Consider the following 15,712-nt stretch of genomic DNA (forward strand, 5'->3'; position numbering starts at 1 on the left):
TTTCGGAGAAAATGCAAACTGGCAGGCGATATTTTGTCACCCATATCAATGACTGCGTCATATTGTTCTTTAAATAAATAATCGACCAAATTATTAGAGTTCGTTGTTAATATTTTCCTGATAAAAGGGTTGTTTTCAATAATAATAACATTTTCAGGAGTTGCAAGGACATCCACGATATAACCGCGTGAATGGAATTCCCTGAATAAAGATGTGGAAACGACCATATCTCCTATTTTACCATCATCCCGTAAGAGCAATACTTTTTTAATGTCATTAAGCTCGAAAGGGGCGCGAGAACGGTAATCCCAGAGCAATTTTGCAAAGCGCATGCGCAATGATTTTAAATAATAGTTCCGACGCCGGTTCCATTGTCTTAGCTTGGCGAATTTTTTATGGGGTTGAGACATAAGAATCACTCTATCTAATAACTGTCTTTATGGTGGTTTAATGACATCAAGTCAGCTCCAAAAATATCATAAGTCAGGAGATATTGTTTTCTCTTGAAATGAATGTGCGTATTTTTATAAGATCATCTTTGCTCAACGCAAACATCTCTTCTCTTGAGCGATCAAAATAGTAAGGAGCTTCAAAAATATATGATTTTTCGTACTCTTTGTGGCCAATCAACAGAACGTTGCCTAATGGACGTTGCTCCTCAATGCAGCACGGACCATAAATGAGGACAATAGGAACACCAATTGCATCTGCTATATAAACATTTCCAGAATCTGATGCAATATAGAAATCCATTTTACTGATAGCAAAAGGGACATCTTCCAAAGGTAATTCGCCAATCAGACTCACAATATCTTCTCGTTCACCAACTTCACGGTGCAAGTCATCGAGCCATACTTGTTCGCTTTGAGGACCGAAGACATAGTAAATACAATTTAAGTCACCTAAAGCATCAAATACTTTTTTCCATACAGCAGCTGGAATTGTTTTTGACTTGTTTCCTGCAGATATACTCAGGCCGATTTTTATAACATTTTGTTTATCAAGCGATATTGGGTAGGACTCAGGCTTTCGTAATGGCCGGGTGGCATGCTTAGGGACATTACGCCAGGTCAAAGTACGATCAGCGAGCTTAAGATAATCGTCGACAGTTAATTGGTTTTTACTATGTTCAACAGTACCTGTAGCCGTAAAGTAAAGTGGAGCTTGATACCAGCGACGCGTATAAGTCGACAAATACTGTTTGTTCTTCGCATTACAGACTGATGCAAAGAACAGATTCGTACTATTTGGATGTAACAAGTAAACATTTTCGTAGCAATTCATAATTTTGAAAGCCAGGCGAAATTTGCGCCATAGGCTCTTTTTATGTTCTTCAATCAAGAAAATGGTATCGATAGTTTCATCATGCTTAGCCAAAGGAAGAACAGTTTTGCTGATCAAAACATCACTATGCTTCAGATGGGCGAGTAAAGGCGTAACGTTGACAAAATCGCCTATTTTTGCCGTTTGAATGAGTAAGTTTCGGCCGGTTTTTTTATAAAACAGTTTTCCGATCAATTTGAACGGAAGAAAGAGGATAAAGAGGATTAGATAGCTCATTAATCGTTATTCTGTCGTTAAGTGGCTAATTTTCTGGAGTGCGGTAAACGTTTCTACAGCGGTGATGTTAGCCATATTTTTTCCTGCGCCCCTGATTTCATGTTGATTTTCACCGTAGCCACCAATTAAACCCGGATCGGTTGGGCCATACAATGTGATGTTTGGCTGACCTAATGCGGCGGTCAGATGACTTAATCCGGTATCGACGGAGACAACAGCTCTGGCTCCAGCAAGTTGTTTGGCTACCTGTTCAAGGGACAGACGTGGCAACACTTCAACATTATCAAATCCTTCAGCCAAACGAATTGCCCGTTCGTGCTCGTGATTTGCGCCCCACGGGAGTTTAATACGTAAGCCAGTATTGTGCATTAATTGAATAAGATCTCGCCAGTGTGATTCCGGCCAGTGTTTTTCATCGCGTGTGGTGGCATGAAGGAAAATCATATATTCCCCCATATCTGACGGCGCGGTAGCCAGAAAATGCCGGGCTATTGCATAGTCACCTTGTTTTTCAGGCTTTTGATAACCAATGCTTTTGGCAAATAACTCGCGGGTACGTTCTACGGCATGTTGCTGTTTCGCGATTGAATGCCGGCGATTGTAAAAGAGGCTGGCTAACGGTTCACGGGCGCTATTCCAGTCCATACCATGTTTTATCCCACGGGCTTTCCGGGTAACCAGAGCAGCGCTCTTTATTAAACCTTGGGCATCAACGATGAGATCGTAATTCTCGACACGTAGCGCCTGGTAGAATGCAGCACGCTCGGCTTTCACTGCGGCTGAAAACCAGCTTTTACGCCAGCGACGAATCGCCACTGGAAGAACTTTATCGACAGCTGGATGCCAGGTGGGGATTTGTGCAAAGCCTTCTTCAACTACCCAATCGAAGCGGATACCAGGAATGGCGTTCATTGCGTCAGTCAGCGCAGGCAAAGTATGTAGCACGTCACCCATTGACGATGTTTTGACGATTAATACCCGCATTACGCTTCTTTCTCCGCTAGCAGCAGGGCTGCAAGCTCTTCCATTACTCGCTCAGGAGTAATATCAATCAAACTTTGATGGTAGCCTTCTGCGGCGTCGCCTTTACGCACTTTGTGATAGCCGCTAATCAGTCGGATGACTCGTGCCTTATGCGAAAGCGGCGGGGTAAAGTCTGGGCTGCTTGGGCCATACAACGCAACAAGTGGGCGATTGAGAGCTGCGGCAACGTGCATTAAACCTGAATCGTTACTTACCACAGCCTGACAAGCGGCGATGAGTATAACGGCTTGCTCAAGAGCGGTATCACCTGCAAGATTACGGCAATGCGCCTGCTGTTGCGTGGTTAACGCGGCGACAATATCATTCCCGGCTTCTTTATCTTTTGCCGAACCAAACAACACAACTTGATAGCCATCATCAATGAGTTTGCCAGCAAGGGTTGCGTAGTGATAATGCGGCCAGCGTTTCGCCGGACCAAATTCAGCTCCAGGGCAGAAACCAATAATTGGGCGTTTAGCATCGAGGCTAAACGCTGCAGTTGTCTGGAGCTTTTCGCTTTCGTTGACTTGCAACTGAGGCCATAGCAACGGCTGGGGGAGATCTTTAGCCGACTGCATTACCCCTTTCTCATATGCTAACGCAACATAACGCTCGACCATTAATGGCCAGGCTTGCTTATCCAGCACGCGGGCGTCGTTGAGCAACCCATAGCGCATTTCACCGCGCCAGCCGGTACGTTGTGGGATGTTGGCAAAGAAAGGAACCAATGCAGATTTGAATGAGTTTGGCAGCACATAAGCTTGATCGTAACGTTTAGCACGCAGGGCGTGCCCAAGGCGGCGACGTTCACCAATCTCAAGAGCGCCATGGCCAAGCGGCATCGCCAACGCTTCGTTCACTTCCGGCATACGCGACAATAACGGACGGCACCAGGCCGGTGCCATCACATCAATGATTGCCTGGGGATAGCGAGCCTTGAGCGTGCGATAGAGACTTTGCGACATCATCATGTCGCCCACCCATGACGGGCCAATCACCAGTATTTTCATACACTTCATCCTTCAAGCTGTCTCTGCGTTGGCTTCATTTGTTCACACCAGTCACATAGTTATCCTATGTTCCTGGTGCTTCACTCATTTGCCGCCTTGATCCCGCCTGAATGATTTTGTGTAGCTGCGTCACGGTTCAGCCAGGCCATATATTCTGTTACGCCTTCGGCTACAGTTTTGAATGGCTTGTCGTAACCTGCAGCACGCAGATTGGTTAAGTCGGCCTGAGTAAACGCCTGATAGCGGCCTTTGAGTTTTTCCGGGAACGGAATGTACTCAATGCTGCCTTTTTTATGGAATGCCAGGGCTGCGTCGGCAATGGCCTGGAAGGATTCCGCACGACCGGTGCCGCAGTTATAGATACCAGATACGCCGTTCTGCCAGAACCACAGGTTAACCGCTGCAACATCACCCACGTAGATGAAGTCGCGCTTAAAGTTATCGCTGCCTTCAAACAGTTTTGGATTTTCGCCGTTGTTCAACTGAGTGTTCAGATGGAACGCAACGCTTGCCATGCTGCCTTTGTGGCCTTCGCGTGGCCCGTAGACGTTGAAGTAACGGAAGCCAGTAATCTGGGAGCTAGCTTCAGGCAGGATTTGGCGTACGTATTCGTCGAACAGGAACTTGGAGTAACCGTAAACATTAAGCGGCTGCTCGAATTCACGAGACTCGATAAAATCGCTGTTGCGGCCGCCGTAAGTTGCAGCTGATGAGGCATACAGGAATGGAATTTCGCGTTCGAGGCAGTAATGCAGAAGTTCTTTTGAGTACTGATAGTTATTGTCCATCATGTACTTTCCATCCCACTCGGTGGTGGAAGAACAAGCACCTTCATGGAAAATTGCTTCGATATCGCCGAATTCTTCACCTGCCATAATCTGGATTAAGAAGTCTTCTTTATCCATGTAGTCGGCAATATTTAAATCTACGAGGTTGGCGAACTTGGTGCCATCCTTTAGGTTGTCGACTACCAGGATATCAGTATGGCCGATATCATTCAGTGACTTAATGATGTTGCTGCCAATAAGGCCAGCACCGCCGGTGACAATAATCATAAGCGAAAACCTTAAAAAAAGAGGGCCGTAAGGCACAATACCTCACGCGCTAATGGCTCTTATCATACCATTACATTGATGGACCCGCCTAATCAGAGGAAGTTTCTCAGCCTCGTGATTTATGCTGCAAATTTCAATTTCATTGAAGCGTAATCTCGTGTCCTGGTATAGGTTTGGGTAATATGTGCCGAAATTAGCCATGCCTGGAGAATCGCAATGCGCGGAGATTTTTACCAACAGTTAACATCCCAACTTGAAACCGCACGAGCGGAAGGGTTGTTTAAAGAAGAACGTATTATCACTTCTGCCCAACAGGCAGATATCACTGTTGCTGATGGCAGTCATGTTATTAACTTCTGCGCCAATAACTATCTGGGGCTCGCTAACCACCCGCAACTGATCGATGCCGCAAAGCAGGGCATGGACACACACGGCTTTGGGATGGCATCTGTGCGTTTCATTTGTGGAACACAAGACAGCCATAAAGAGCTGGAAGGCAAACTTGCAGGCTTCCTCGGAATGGAAGACGCGATTCTTTACTCTTCCTGCTTCGATGCTAACGGCGGCCTGTTTGAAACGCTACTCGGCCCGGAAGATGCGATTATTTCTGATGCCCTGAACCACGCGTCCATTATTGATGGCGTGCGTCTGTGCAAAGCGCAGCGTTATCGCTATGCAAACAACGATATGCAAGAACTTGAGGCTCGCCTAAAAGAAGCGCGTGCAGCAGGGGCTCGTCACATCATGATTGCCACCGACGGTGTGTTCTCTATGGATGGCGTGATTGCCAACCTGAATGGTGTTTGTGATTTAGCTGATAAATATGACGCGCTGGTGATGGTCGATGATTCTCACGCCGTCGGTTTTGTCGGTGAAAATGGTCGTGGCACGCATGAATATTGCGATGTGATGGATCGTGTAGACATCATCACCGGCACGTTAGGCAAAGCGCTCGGTGGTGCATCTGGTGGCTACACTGCGGGTCGTAAAGAAGTGATTGAGTGGTTGCGCCAGCGCTCTCGCCCATACCTTTTCTCTAACTCTTTGGCACCGGCTATCGTTTCGGCATCCATCAAAGTTCTGGAAATGCTGGAAACCGGTGCCGAAATTCGTGCTCGTCTTTGGGCTAACGCGAGTTTGTTCCGCGAGAAAATGTCTGCAGCAGGTTTTACCCTGGCGGGTGCGGATCACGCCATCATCCCTGTGATGTTAGGTGAAGCGGTTGTGGCGCAGAACTTTGCGCGTGAACTGCAAAAAGAAGGCATTTATGTCACTGGGTTCTTCTTCCCGGTAGTACCAAAAGGTCAGGCTCGCATTCGTACTCAGATGTCAGCGGCTCACACGACTGAACAAATTGAACGTGCGGTTGACGCATTTACGCGTATCGGTAAACAGTTGGGCGTTATCGCCTGAGGGAGCGGTCATGAAAGCATTAGCGAAACTGAAAGCAGAAGAAGGCATCTGGATGACGGATGCACCCAAGCCTGAAATGGGTCATAACGATCTGCTGATTAAAATCCGTAAAACCGCAATCTGCGGCACCGATGTGCATATTTATAACTGGGACGAATGGTCGCAGAAAACTATTCCGGTTCCGATGGTTGTTGGTCACGAATATGTGGGTGAAGTGGTTGGCATCGGCCAGGAAGTTAAAGGTTTTAAAATTGGCGACCGCGTATCCGGTGAAGGCCATATCACTTGTGGCCACTGCCGTAACTGTCGTGCCGGCCGTACTCACTTGTGCCGTAACACGACAGGCGTTGGTGTAAACCGTCCGGGTTGTTTTGCAGAATACCTGGTGCTGCCTGCGTTCAATGCTTTCAAAATCCCTGACAACATTTCTGACGATTTAGCCTCTATCTTTGACCCGTTCGGCAACGCTGTTCACACTGCGCTGTCATTCGATCTGGTTGGTGAGGATGTACTGGTTTCAGGCGCTGGCCCAATCGGTATTATGGCGGCGGCTGTAGCAAAACACGTTGGCGCGCGTAATGTCGTGATCACCGATGTTAACGAATACCGTCTGGAACTTGCGCGTGAAATGGGTGTGACCCGTGCGGTCAACGTCAGCAAAGAAAACCTGGCCGACGTAATGAAAGAACTGGGCATGACCGAAGGTTTTGATGTGGGTCTGGAAATGTCTGGTGCTCCACCGGCATTCCGTACCATGCTCGATACCATGAACCACGGTGGCCGTATTGCGATGCTGGGTATTCCGCCGTCAGATATGTCTATCGACTGGACAAAAGTCATCTTCAAGGGCTTGTTCATTAAAGGCATTTACGGGCGTGAAATGTTCGAAACCTGGTACAAAATGGCGGCGCTGATTCAGTCTGGTCTGGATCTGTCACCAATCATCACTCACCGTTTTGGTATCGATGATTTCCAGAAAGGTTTTGATGCCATGCGTTCCGGGCAGTCTGGTAAAGTCATTCTTAGCTGGGATTAATTGTTGCTCAGTTGATTTAAAAAGGCCGGGAAACCGGCCTTTTTAACATTTTTATTCACTTGCCATCTGTTTTTCAGCATCTGTCAGATAACGCACTTTGCGCGTGTAATCCTGTCCTTTAAACAGTAATTCACTCTCTGGCGAAACCAGATATTTTTGCCATTCAGAAAGTGGGAAACCGCCATGCGCGCCCACAACTTGTTTCGGAATCACCGATGGTGTGCCGCCAATTTTCTTGGATACCGGCCAGTTCATCCAGTCACCTAAATTCACGGTTTTGATATCGAGCATATCCAGCAACGCGGCTAGCGGCAGTTGATCTGTTGGTGGCTGGCTATCGTCCATCAACTCCCAGGTGTCCTGGAAGAGCGTGAGCCATAACGGGCAAATTCGACGCCAGGTTTTACGCGTTGCCGCGAGGAATGCCCCGTTAACGTGATCCACAATATATGGACGCACGGTATCTTTATAATAGGCGGGGACTTTATCGACCGGAGCTTTATCCAGTTTGGCGATCATTTTGCCCTGACGGAAACTGGAGTAAATGTGGTGCTCTTCAATTTTAAAACGCGGCATTTGCAGCAAATTGAGATCGGAATCGATCATCAAAATACCGTCTGTGCGGGCCTGCAATGGTGCGTTTAGTTTGATTAAACGGCTGAGATAAATTTGCTTATAACGGTACCCTTCCTCGCGTTGTGGAAGCTCAAGAGTTGCGATGCGGGTTTTCGGTGGAAGTTCACCAAATTCGTGCGCAGGGCGATCGGAAACAATCACGATCTCTTCAACTTCAGGAGCAAAACGAGCCGCGAATTGCGCAGAAAGTAAGCCTTCTTCGATGTAATCCACACCTGCGCAAGGAATGACAATCGATGTCACTGGCACTGCCGCACTTCCGGCCGCAGGTTCCTGATAAGGGATATTATGTCGCGCCGTAATATGGCGATATTTTGGGTTCAGAAATTTAAACATATTCATTCCGGGTTGGTTTTACTGCGCCAAGTACGGCTTCGACACCGGCAACATAGTGTTCGATCGCATAGTTATCAATCACGCGTTGGTAGGCGGCTTGTGTGAGGGCATCACGTAATGCGCTATCTTGCCATACCTGCTGAAGATGCGAAGCGAGCATGATGGTATCGCCATAAGGATAAAGCAGACCGGTACGTCCTGAGTCGATTAACTCTGCCGTCCCCGTCACATTTGAACCGATTACTACGGTTTTAAGCAGCATGGATTCGAGCACGACACGCGGTAGTCCTTCGCTTTTCGATGCCAGAATAAAGACATCAAATGCGGCCAGAAAATCCAGCGGGTTGTTACGAAAGCCGGTAAAGATAACCCGATCTGCAAATCCGTAATCAGCGGCCTGGCGTTTTAGTTTTTCGCGTTCGGCCCCTTCGCCTACCAGAATAAATTTCCATTTTGCGTCGGGATGCTGTTGCTGAAAACGGTGCAAAGCTTCCAGTGTATGGTGGCAGGATTTTCTTGGGATAAGCGAGCCGATACTACCAAACAAAAATGTATCGTCGCCAATGCCCAACGAGCGGCGTACCGCCTCGCCAGAAGGTAAGGGCTGGTGAACATCAATGGCGTTAGGAACAGTAGTACAGAGCGACTTTTTCACGCCGTGGTTAAGCAGCACGCTTTCCACACCATGAGAGACAGCAATTATAGCGTTGCCTGTACGGTTCACGATTTTTGTAATCGCCTGACTCATTACCGGTTCGATACGACAGTGTTGCACGACCGCAACATTGAGCGGCTCGGCTGCCAGATATCCTTCCAGGTTAGAGCCCGGCTGGTTATTCATATATAGAATTTCGTAGCCATCTTTCTGCAACCGCTCACGCAACGCCATTGCGTTAGGTTTGATGCGCCATTGCTCATCAATATAGGCGGTTACCTTTTTGCGCCCTGACTTGCTGAAAAACAAAAATGAGCGAGCGACTTCCTTGCAGATTTTTGCCCAGCCAGGTTGTTTACGTTGGGGGATAAAAATGACAGGAATCTGAATGCTGGTCAGCACTTTCTCAATGGTTTCACCTTCACCACGCGCGTAGTTGTAGTAAAAGCAGCACGTGATATCAAACCGTTGGCGGTCAATACGTTTGAGCAGTTCCAACATACTGTTGGTCCCGCCGCCCCACTCTTTACCGTTATCCAGCAAGAGAATTTTATGCCGCTGTTGCGTCATCGTAGACCGACTCCTGTAGCTTTATTCAACGCGGCATTATAAGGGCTATCAACCGTGATAACTATCCCGCGACATTTCCAACTGTGGGTGTGCTTTTTCCCCAGCCCTGCCACTGATGCTGCATATATTGCATTAATTGGCTCTGGCTGATGCTTTCACTCAACACAGTGAAGAACGTAGTGGCATAGACAGGTTGCAAAGGTTGTTTCGGTTTGCACAAACTAATGCCTTTAAATGGATTACGCGGTTGTTCCGTTGGTTTGCCGGGCACTACAGGGCGAGTATTGTTTGGTTTTGAGGTATCAACCTGCGGCTCGTTCAACAAGCTGCTCGGGCGGACCAGCGTAATATCCGAAGGCAAGTTGTAGACCATCTGTTGCAATACGCGCACGGTTGTTGGGTGTGGATGGCCGATGGCTATCGCGGAGCCATTTCGGCGCGCTAACTCTACAGCACGATTAAACTGGAAACGGATATCGGCTTCGTTTTGCGTATCGTCGAGGAACACTTTGCGCTTGATAACTTTAACGCTGGTTCCAGCTGCGGCCCGCATCGACTGACTGTTGCCGATTGTCATGCTGTCGAGAAAATAGAGATTATATTGCCCTAATGCCTGCATCACTTTTTGCATACCGAACAGGCTGGACGTCATCGCGCTGCCCATATGGTTATTGAGTCCCACAGCATAAGGAACATCATTAACCGCTTCGCGAATAATGCGTTCGATTTCGCCGCTGCTCATATCCGGGCGCAAAGTATCTTTTTCCAGCGGCTGTTTGCTCAGTGGAGCCATCGGTAAATGGATTAGCACTTCATGCCCGGCATTATGTGCTTTGGTTGCCATTTCGCGTGCGTGAGGGGCATTGGGTAAAACAGCCACGGAAATATTAGAAGGAAGAGCGATAACCTGATTTTCTTGCGCGGGGCGATAACCAAAGTCATCTATAACGATTGCCAGCTTTCCGGCGTAAACGGGGTTTGCCAGCATGAGTGTGCTGACGAGAGAGAAAAACACACGACGGAATTGAAGCAAAACTTATCTTCCCAACCACGGTTGTGGATTGACTGCCTGGCCCTGGCGACGAATTTCGAAATAAAGTGACGGGCGGCCCTGACCACCACTGTTGCCCACCAGTGCAATTGCCTGGCCGGCGCGTACTTGTGTTCCAACATTAACCAATGCGCTTTGGTTATAACCGTACAAACTCATATCGCCTTTGCCGTGTTCGACAACCACAACCAAACCATAGCCTTGCAGCCAGTCGGCAAGGATCACACGTCCATCGGCAATGGCTTTAACTTCAGTGCCTTCACCTGCGGCGATAACAATCCCTTTCCAACGTAGCTCACCCTGAAGCTGTTCGCCATAACGATGCAGAATTGAACCGCGCACCGGCCAGAAAGCTTGTCCGTTTGGCGATCCCAGGCCACCAGTACGTGACATCAGTGAGCGTTCGCTTTCTGTTGGTTTGTAGGTACTACCTTTGCTGGTGGCTTCTTTCTGACGATTTCTAACCTGCTCAGCTTCACGTGCTTCTTTCTCTGCCCGCGCTTTGGCTGCCGCTTCTGCCCGGGCTATTTGCCCCTGAAGGCGAGACTGGTTCTGGCGCATTTCGCTCAGCTTTTGCTGATCTTGCTGCAAAGAAGATTCAAGAGTGGATAGCGTCTTTTTGCGCTCGTTACGGGCGCTTTCCAGCTTAGTTTGCTGGGCTTGTTGTTCGTAAAGCAGTGTTTGCTGTTCGGTTTGCTTGGACTCCAGACTCTCTTTTTGCTCCGCCACCTCAGCTTTCGTCTGCTTAAGCCCTTCAATCGTTTCCTGGCGCGCAGCATTCAGATAGCCAAAGTAAGCCTGTAAGCGCTGTCCTCGCTGGCTTTCTTCACCGCTTAATATCAGCTGAATGCCGGTATGTTGACCCTGACGAAAAGAAGCATCGAGTTGTGCCGCCAGATTACGTTCCTGCGAGGCCTGCTGTTTTTGCAGTTTCGCGAGTGAAGCATTCATGGTGTCAATTTGGCGGTTGAGGTCGGCAAGCGTGTTTTGCGTATCGCGCAGCTTGCGGCTGGCTTCGGCAATCGCTTTTTCTTGTGCCTGGAGTTGAGCGAGTAATGTAGAGCGTTGCTGCTGTTGCTGACGTACCGCACGTTCTTGAGTAGCAATATTCTGCTGGATAGATTTCAGCTCGGCTCGATCGTCGGCATGGCTGATCGAGGGGCATAACAATACGCCAGCGCTTAAAACGCTGGCGTACATCATAGGCCTGACTGAAAACAGTTTCGTTTTCACGGCCCATGTTATTGAAAAAATCGCCTTTCCCCTCATGGGGAGGGATTATTCCACGATGAACAGCGGCTTGCCAGTCATCTCTTGCGGGATTTCCATACCCATCAGGCTCAACATTGTTGGCGCGATGTCAGAAAGCTTGCCGCCTTCTACCGCTTTCACACTACGATCGCCCACATAAATCAATGGAACAGGCAGGCTGGTATGCGCGGTGTGCGCCTGGCCAGTTGCCGGGTCAGCCATCTGTTCTGCGTTACCGTGGTCAGCGGTGATAAGCAACTGCCCGCCAACATTTTCAACCGCAGAGACAACCTGAGCGATGCAACCATCCAGTGCTTCAACCGCAGCAATAGCCGCTTCATAAACACCGGTATGACCGACCATGTCACCATTTGGATAGTTACAAATGATGGTGTCGTATTTACCGCTGTTGATAGCTGCCAGCAGTTTTTCGGTCAGTTCTACAGAACTCATTTCTGGTTGCAGATCGTAAGTAGCAACTTTCGGGGAGTTAATCAGAATGCGGTCTTCGCCAGCAAATGGCTCTTCAACTCCACCGTTATAGAAGAAGGTAACGTGAGCATATTTTTCAGTTTCGGAGATACGCAACTGAGTTTTATCGTGCTTCGCCATCCATTCACCGAAAGTATTGGTCAGTGAAGCAGGTGGGTAAGCACAAGCGGCTTTGATGTCTGCTGCGTATTCGGTCAGCATCACGAAATCGCCGAAGTTAACCACTTTCTTACGTGCAAAGCCGTCGAAGTCAGCGTTAACAAAAGTACGGGTGATTTGGCGAGCACGGTCAGCACGGAAGTTCATGAAGATCAGCGCGTCGCCATCGTTCATTACGGCTTCTGCTTCGCCTTGTGCACGAATCACAGTCGGTTTAACGAATTCATCGTTTTCATCACGTGCGTATGCTGCTTCCAGGCCCGCAATAGCGGTTTCTGCCTGGTATTCGCCTTGAGCCAGAGTCAGCAGATCGTAAGCCAGTTCAACGCGATCCCAGCGGTTGTCGCGGTCCATAGCGTAGTAACGGCCAATCAGAGAAGCAACGCGGCCTTTGCCTAGTGCAGCAAACTTATCGGCAAACTTCTTCAGAGAAGATTCTGCACTACGTGGCGGTGTATCGCGACCATCGAGGAATGCGTGCAGGTAGATGGCTTCTGCGCCACGTTCAGCTGCCAGTTCAATCATTGCCAGAATGTGTTCTTCGTGGCTGTGAACGCCACCGGCTGAAGCCAGACCCATGATGTGTACTGCTTTGCCAGCAGCAACCGCTTTGTCTACTGCTGCAGTCAGCGTCGGGTTTGCGAAGAAAGTACGTTCTTTAATTTCAACGTCCAGACGAGTCAGGTCCTGGTAAACAATACGGCCAGCGCCGAGGTTTACATGGCCAACTTCGGAGTTACCCATTTGGCCTTCTGGCAGACCGACTTCCAGGCCGGATGCGTTGATTAAAGTGTGTGGACGCTTCGCCCACAGGCTATCCATAACCGGGGTTTTAGCATTCAGAATAGCGTTATCCTGCTGCTCTTCGCGGTGGCCATAGCCATCCAGAATCACCAGAACCATAGGTTTTTTAGTAACTGACATTGCGACAACCTCTAAGTCAAAGACAAAATTTGCGTAATTTTACTACAGGCTGCGGGGTAAATAGCCGCAGAAGATCAAAGAAAGAGGCTGGATTGTGATCGGTTTTACGTCGTTGCGGTAATTTTTTTCGTAACAGTCCGCAGAATCTACATTACCTGGCGCAGACTGGCTGTATTTGGCACAACGCAAATGTATACTCCTCACCTGGTTTTTTTATATTACTTAGTCGGGAGTTACACCCCCCCATGCAAGAAATTATGCAATTCGTTAGTCGTCATCCCATACTTAGTCTGGCGTGGGTTGGCTTACTGGCCGCCGTACTTTTCATGACCTTTAAAGGTTTAACTTCTAAAGTTAAGGTTATCACCCGTGGTGAAGCGACACGTCTTATCAACAAAGAAGACGCTGTTGTTGTAGATGTGCGTTCCCGTGATGATTTCCGCAAAGGCCATATTGCTAACTCATTGAATGTTCTGCCTGCTGATATTAAAACTGGCAACTTTGGTGAGCTGGAAAAACATAAAGCACAACCAGTGATTGTGGTTTGCGCTAATGGTGTTTCTTCTCAAGAATCAGCCGCACTGCTGACGAAAGCCGGTTTTGAAAAAGTGACCTTGCTGAAAGAAGGTATCGCTGGCTGGAGCGGGGAAAACCTGCCATTAGTTCGCGGAAAATAATGCTACGTACACTGAGGTAAACCATGGCGAATATTGAAATCTATACCAAAGCAACCTGTCCGTTTTGCCACCGTGCAAAAGACCTGCTGCAAAGCAAAGGGGTCTCGTTTCAGGAGTTGGCGATTGACGGCGATGCCGTAAAGCGTGAAGAGATGATTAAACGCAGTGGGCGCACCACAGTGCCGCAGATTTTTATTGACGCACAGCACATTGGTGGTTGCGATGACTTGTATGCACTTGATGCTCGTGGTGGACTTGATCCCCTGTTGCGCTAGTGCAGTTCCTTTGTCGCTTACTGCCGTTTAAGGACGTATTAATTTTTTAAGGGTTTAACAATGTCAGAACAAAACAACACAGAAATGGCTTTCCAGATTCAGCGTGTTTACACCAAGGACATCTCTTTCGAAGCACCAAATGCACCACACGTATTCCAGAAAGACTGGCAGCCTGAAGTGAAGCTGGATCTCGATACCGCTTCAAGCCAGCTGGCAGACGACGTTTATGAAGTAGTGTTGCGCGTAACTGTGACCGCAACACTTGGCGAAGACACTGCATTCCTGTGCGAAGTTCAGCAGGCAGGTATCTTCTCCATCGGTGGGATCGAAGGTCCGCAGATGGCACATTGCCTGGGTGCGTACTGCCCGAACATTCTGTTCCCTTATGCACGTGAAGCAATCACTAGCCTGGTTTCTCGTGGCACCTTCCCGCAGCTGAACCTTGCACCGGTTAACTTCGATGCGCTGTTCATGAGTTATCTGCAGCAGCAATCTGGCGAAGGCGAAGGTGCTGAAAACCATCAGGATGCCTGATGAACAGCCTTAATGCTTCAATGACTGTGATCGGTGCCGGTTCGTACGGCACCGCTCTTGCCATCACCCTGGCACGTAATGGCCACCACGTTGTTCTGTGGGGCCATGACCCTAAACACCTTGCTGTATTGCAGGCAGATCGCTGTAATGCGGCGTTTCTTCCTGACGTTCCTTTCCCTGACACACTTCACCTCGAAAGCGATTTAGCGAAAGCGTTATCTGCCAGCCGTAATATTCTGGTAGTAGTGCCGAGCCATGTCTTTGGCGAAGTTCTACGCCAAATCAAACCGCTTATGCGCAAAGATGCGCGTATCGTGTGGGCGACTAAAGGTCTGGAAGCTGAAACCGGGCGTCTTTTGCAAGACGTTGCGCGTGAAGCTTTGGGTGACGAAATTCCTTTAGCGGTAATTTCCGGTCCAACGTTTGCTAAAGAACTTGCAGCGGGTTTACCAACGGCAATTGCTCTTGCGGCAACTGACGAAACCTTCGCGCAGGATCTCCAGCAACTGCTGCACTGCGGCAAAAGCTTCCGTGTCTACAGCAACCCAGATTTCATTGGCGTGCAGTTGGGCGGTGCGGTGAAAAACGTTATTGCGATTGGCGCGGGGATGTCAGACGGTATTGGCTTTGGTGCGAACGCCCGTACTGCGTTGATCACTCGTGGCCTCGCTGAAATGACGCGTCTTGGCACTGCTTTAGGCGCAGACCCTGAAACGTTTATGGGAATGGCCGGTTTGGGCGATTTGGTCCTGACTTGTACCGACAACCAGTCACGTAACCGTCGCTTCGGTATGGCGCTGGGGCAGGGTGCGGATGTTGATTCGGCACAGCAGAAAATCGGCCAGGTCGTTGAAGGTTACCGCAACACTAAAGAAGTGCGGGAGCTGGCGGCGCGTTTTGGCGTTGAAATGCCAATAACCGAGGAAATTTATCAGGTATTGTATTGCGGAAAAAACGCGCGCGAGGCAGCATTAACGTTGCTTGGTCGAACGCGCAAGGATGAACGGAGCGGCAGCTAATACCCGTCATACTTCAAGTTGTGGGTATAGTTACGG

16 protein-coding genes are annotated in these 15,712 nt (G+C 48.8%); 6 read left to right on the top strand and 10 right to left on the bottom strand.

Annotation, left to right across the window (positions count from 1 at the left end; translation table 11 throughout):
• The 5 genes from M979_RS17915 to rfaD form a co-directional block, all read right to left on the bottom strand.
• Positions 1 to 410 (bottom strand): glycosyltransferase family 9 protein (locus M979_RS17915; protein ID WP_425338135.1); only part of this gene is annotated, 410 nt, incomplete at its 3' end.
• Between the two features lie 73 nt (positions 411 to 483).
• Positions 484 to 1,560: a glycosyltransferase family 9 protein gene (locus tag M979_RS17920; protein ID WP_064555932.1), complete on the bottom strand. Its 1,077-nt coding sequence runs from the start codon at positions 1,558 to 1,560 to the stop codon at positions 484 to 486.
• A 6-nt stretch (positions 1,561 to 1,566) separates the two neighbouring features.
• Positions 1,567 to 2,544, bottom strand: coding sequence for a lipopolysaccharide heptosyltransferase RfaC (gene rfaC, locus M979_RS17925; protein WP_064555933.1), 978 nt, complete (start codon positions 2,542 to 2,544; stop codon positions 1,567 to 1,569).
• Positions 2,544 to 3,593, bottom strand: coding sequence for an ADP-heptose--LPS heptosyltransferase RfaF (gene rfaF / locus M979_RS17930; protein WP_064555934.1), 1,050 nt, complete (start codon positions 3,591 to 3,593; stop codon positions 2,544 to 2,546). The genes rfaC and rfaF overlap by 1 nt, the downstream gene beginning before the upstream one ends.
• 80 nt (positions 3,594 to 3,673) lie before the next feature.
• On the bottom strand, positions 3,674 to 4,648 hold the full coding sequence (gene rfaD / locus M979_RS17935; protein ID WP_034461451.1) for an ADP-glyceromanno-heptose 6-epimerase: 975 nt from the start codon (positions 4,646 to 4,648) through the stop codon (positions 3,674 to 3,676).
• A 216-nt stretch (positions 4,649 to 4,864) separates the two neighbouring features.
• Here rfaD and kbl point away from each other — a divergent pair, with 216 nt between their 5' ends.
• Both kbl and tdh read left to right on the top strand, forming a co-directional pair.
• Positions 4,865 to 6,061, top strand: a complete 1,197-nt coding sequence (kbl, locus tag M979_RS17940; protein ID WP_034461450.1) for a glycine C-acetyltransferase — start codon at positions 4,865 to 4,867, stop codon at positions 6,059 to 6,061.
• 10 nt (positions 6,062 to 6,071) lie between these two features.
• A complete protein-coding gene (gene tdh / locus M979_RS17945) occupies positions 6,072 to 7,097 on the top strand; it encodes an L-threonine 3-dehydrogenase (protein WP_064555935.1) in 1,026 nt (341 codons plus the stop codon).
• 51 nt (positions 7,098 to 7,148) lie between these two features.
• Here tdh and M979_RS17950 read toward each other — a convergent pair whose 3' ends face one another.
• The 5 genes from M979_RS17950 to gpmM all read right to left on the bottom strand — a co-directional run bounded on the left by M979_RS17950 (position 7,149) and on the right by gpmM (position 13,171).
• Positions 7,149 to 8,069, bottom strand: a complete 921-nt coding sequence (locus M979_RS17950) for a hypothetical protein (RefSeq protein WP_034461448.1) — start codon at positions 8,067 to 8,069, stop codon at positions 7,149 to 7,151.
• Positions 8,062 to 9,294: a glycosyltransferase gene (locus M979_RS17955; RefSeq protein WP_064555936.1), complete on the bottom strand. Its 1,233-nt coding sequence runs from the start codon at positions 9,292 to 9,294 to the stop codon at positions 8,062 to 8,064. Before M979_RS17955 ends, M979_RS17950 begins: the two co-directional genes overlap by 8 nt.
• Positions 9,295 to 9,355: 61 nt before the next feature.
• On the bottom strand, positions 9,356 to 10,327 hold the full coding sequence (locus M979_RS17960) for a divergent polysaccharide deacetylase family protein (RefSeq protein WP_064555937.1): 972 nt from the start codon (positions 10,325 to 10,327) through the stop codon (positions 9,356 to 9,358).
• 3 nt (positions 10,328 to 10,330) lie between these two features.
• Positions 10,331 to 11,614, bottom strand: coding sequence for a murein hydrolase activator EnvC (gene envC, locus M979_RS17965; protein WP_034461445.1), 1,284 nt, complete (start codon positions 11,612 to 11,614; stop codon positions 10,331 to 10,333).
• Positions 11,615 to 11,623: 9 nt separating this feature from the next.
• On the bottom strand, positions 11,624 to 13,171 hold the full coding sequence (gene gpmM / locus M979_RS17970) for a 2,3-bisphosphoglycerate-independent phosphoglycerate mutase (RefSeq protein ID WP_034461444.1): 1,548 nt from the start codon (positions 13,169 to 13,171) through the stop codon (positions 11,624 to 11,626).
• Positions 13,172 to 13,416: 245 nt separating this feature from the next.
• Between gpmM and M979_RS17975 the strand changes: the two genes are divergently transcribed.
• The 4 genes from M979_RS17975 to gpsA are packed head-to-tail and all read left to right on the top strand — an operon-like array spanning position 13,417 to position 15,676.
• Complete coding sequence (locus M979_RS17975) at positions 13,417 to 13,848, top strand: rhodanese-like domain-containing protein (protein WP_034461443.1); 432 nt, start codon at positions 13,417 to 13,419, stop codon at positions 13,846 to 13,848.
• 23 nt (positions 13,849 to 13,871) lie between these two features.
• On the top strand, positions 13,872 to 14,123 hold the full coding sequence (grxC, locus tag M979_RS17980; RefSeq protein WP_034461442.1) for a glutaredoxin 3: 252 nt from the start codon (positions 13,872 to 13,874) through the stop codon (positions 14,121 to 14,123).
• Between the two features lie 60 nt (positions 14,124 to 14,183).
• Complete coding sequence (gene secB / locus M979_RS17985) at positions 14,184 to 14,657, top strand: protein-export chaperone SecB (protein ID WP_034461441.1); 474 nt, start codon at positions 14,184 to 14,186, stop codon at positions 14,655 to 14,657.
• The gene (gene gpsA, locus M979_RS17990) at positions 14,657 to 15,676 is read left to right on the top strand and encodes an NAD(P)H-dependent glycerol-3-phosphate dehydrogenase (RefSeq protein WP_034461440.1); all 1,020 of its coding nucleotides are present in this window, start codon (positions 14,657 to 14,659) and stop codon (positions 15,674 to 15,676) included. The genes secB and gpsA overlap by 1 nt, the downstream gene beginning before the upstream one ends.
• The last annotated feature ends 36 nt before the right edge of the window (positions 15,677 to 15,712 follow it).

This window comes from Buttiauxella noackiae ATCC 51607, assembly GCF_001654865.1.
In the GTDB taxonomy this organism is placed as follows: Bacteria; Pseudomonadota; Gammaproteobacteria; order Enterobacterales; family Enterobacteriaceae; genus Buttiauxella; species Buttiauxella noackiae.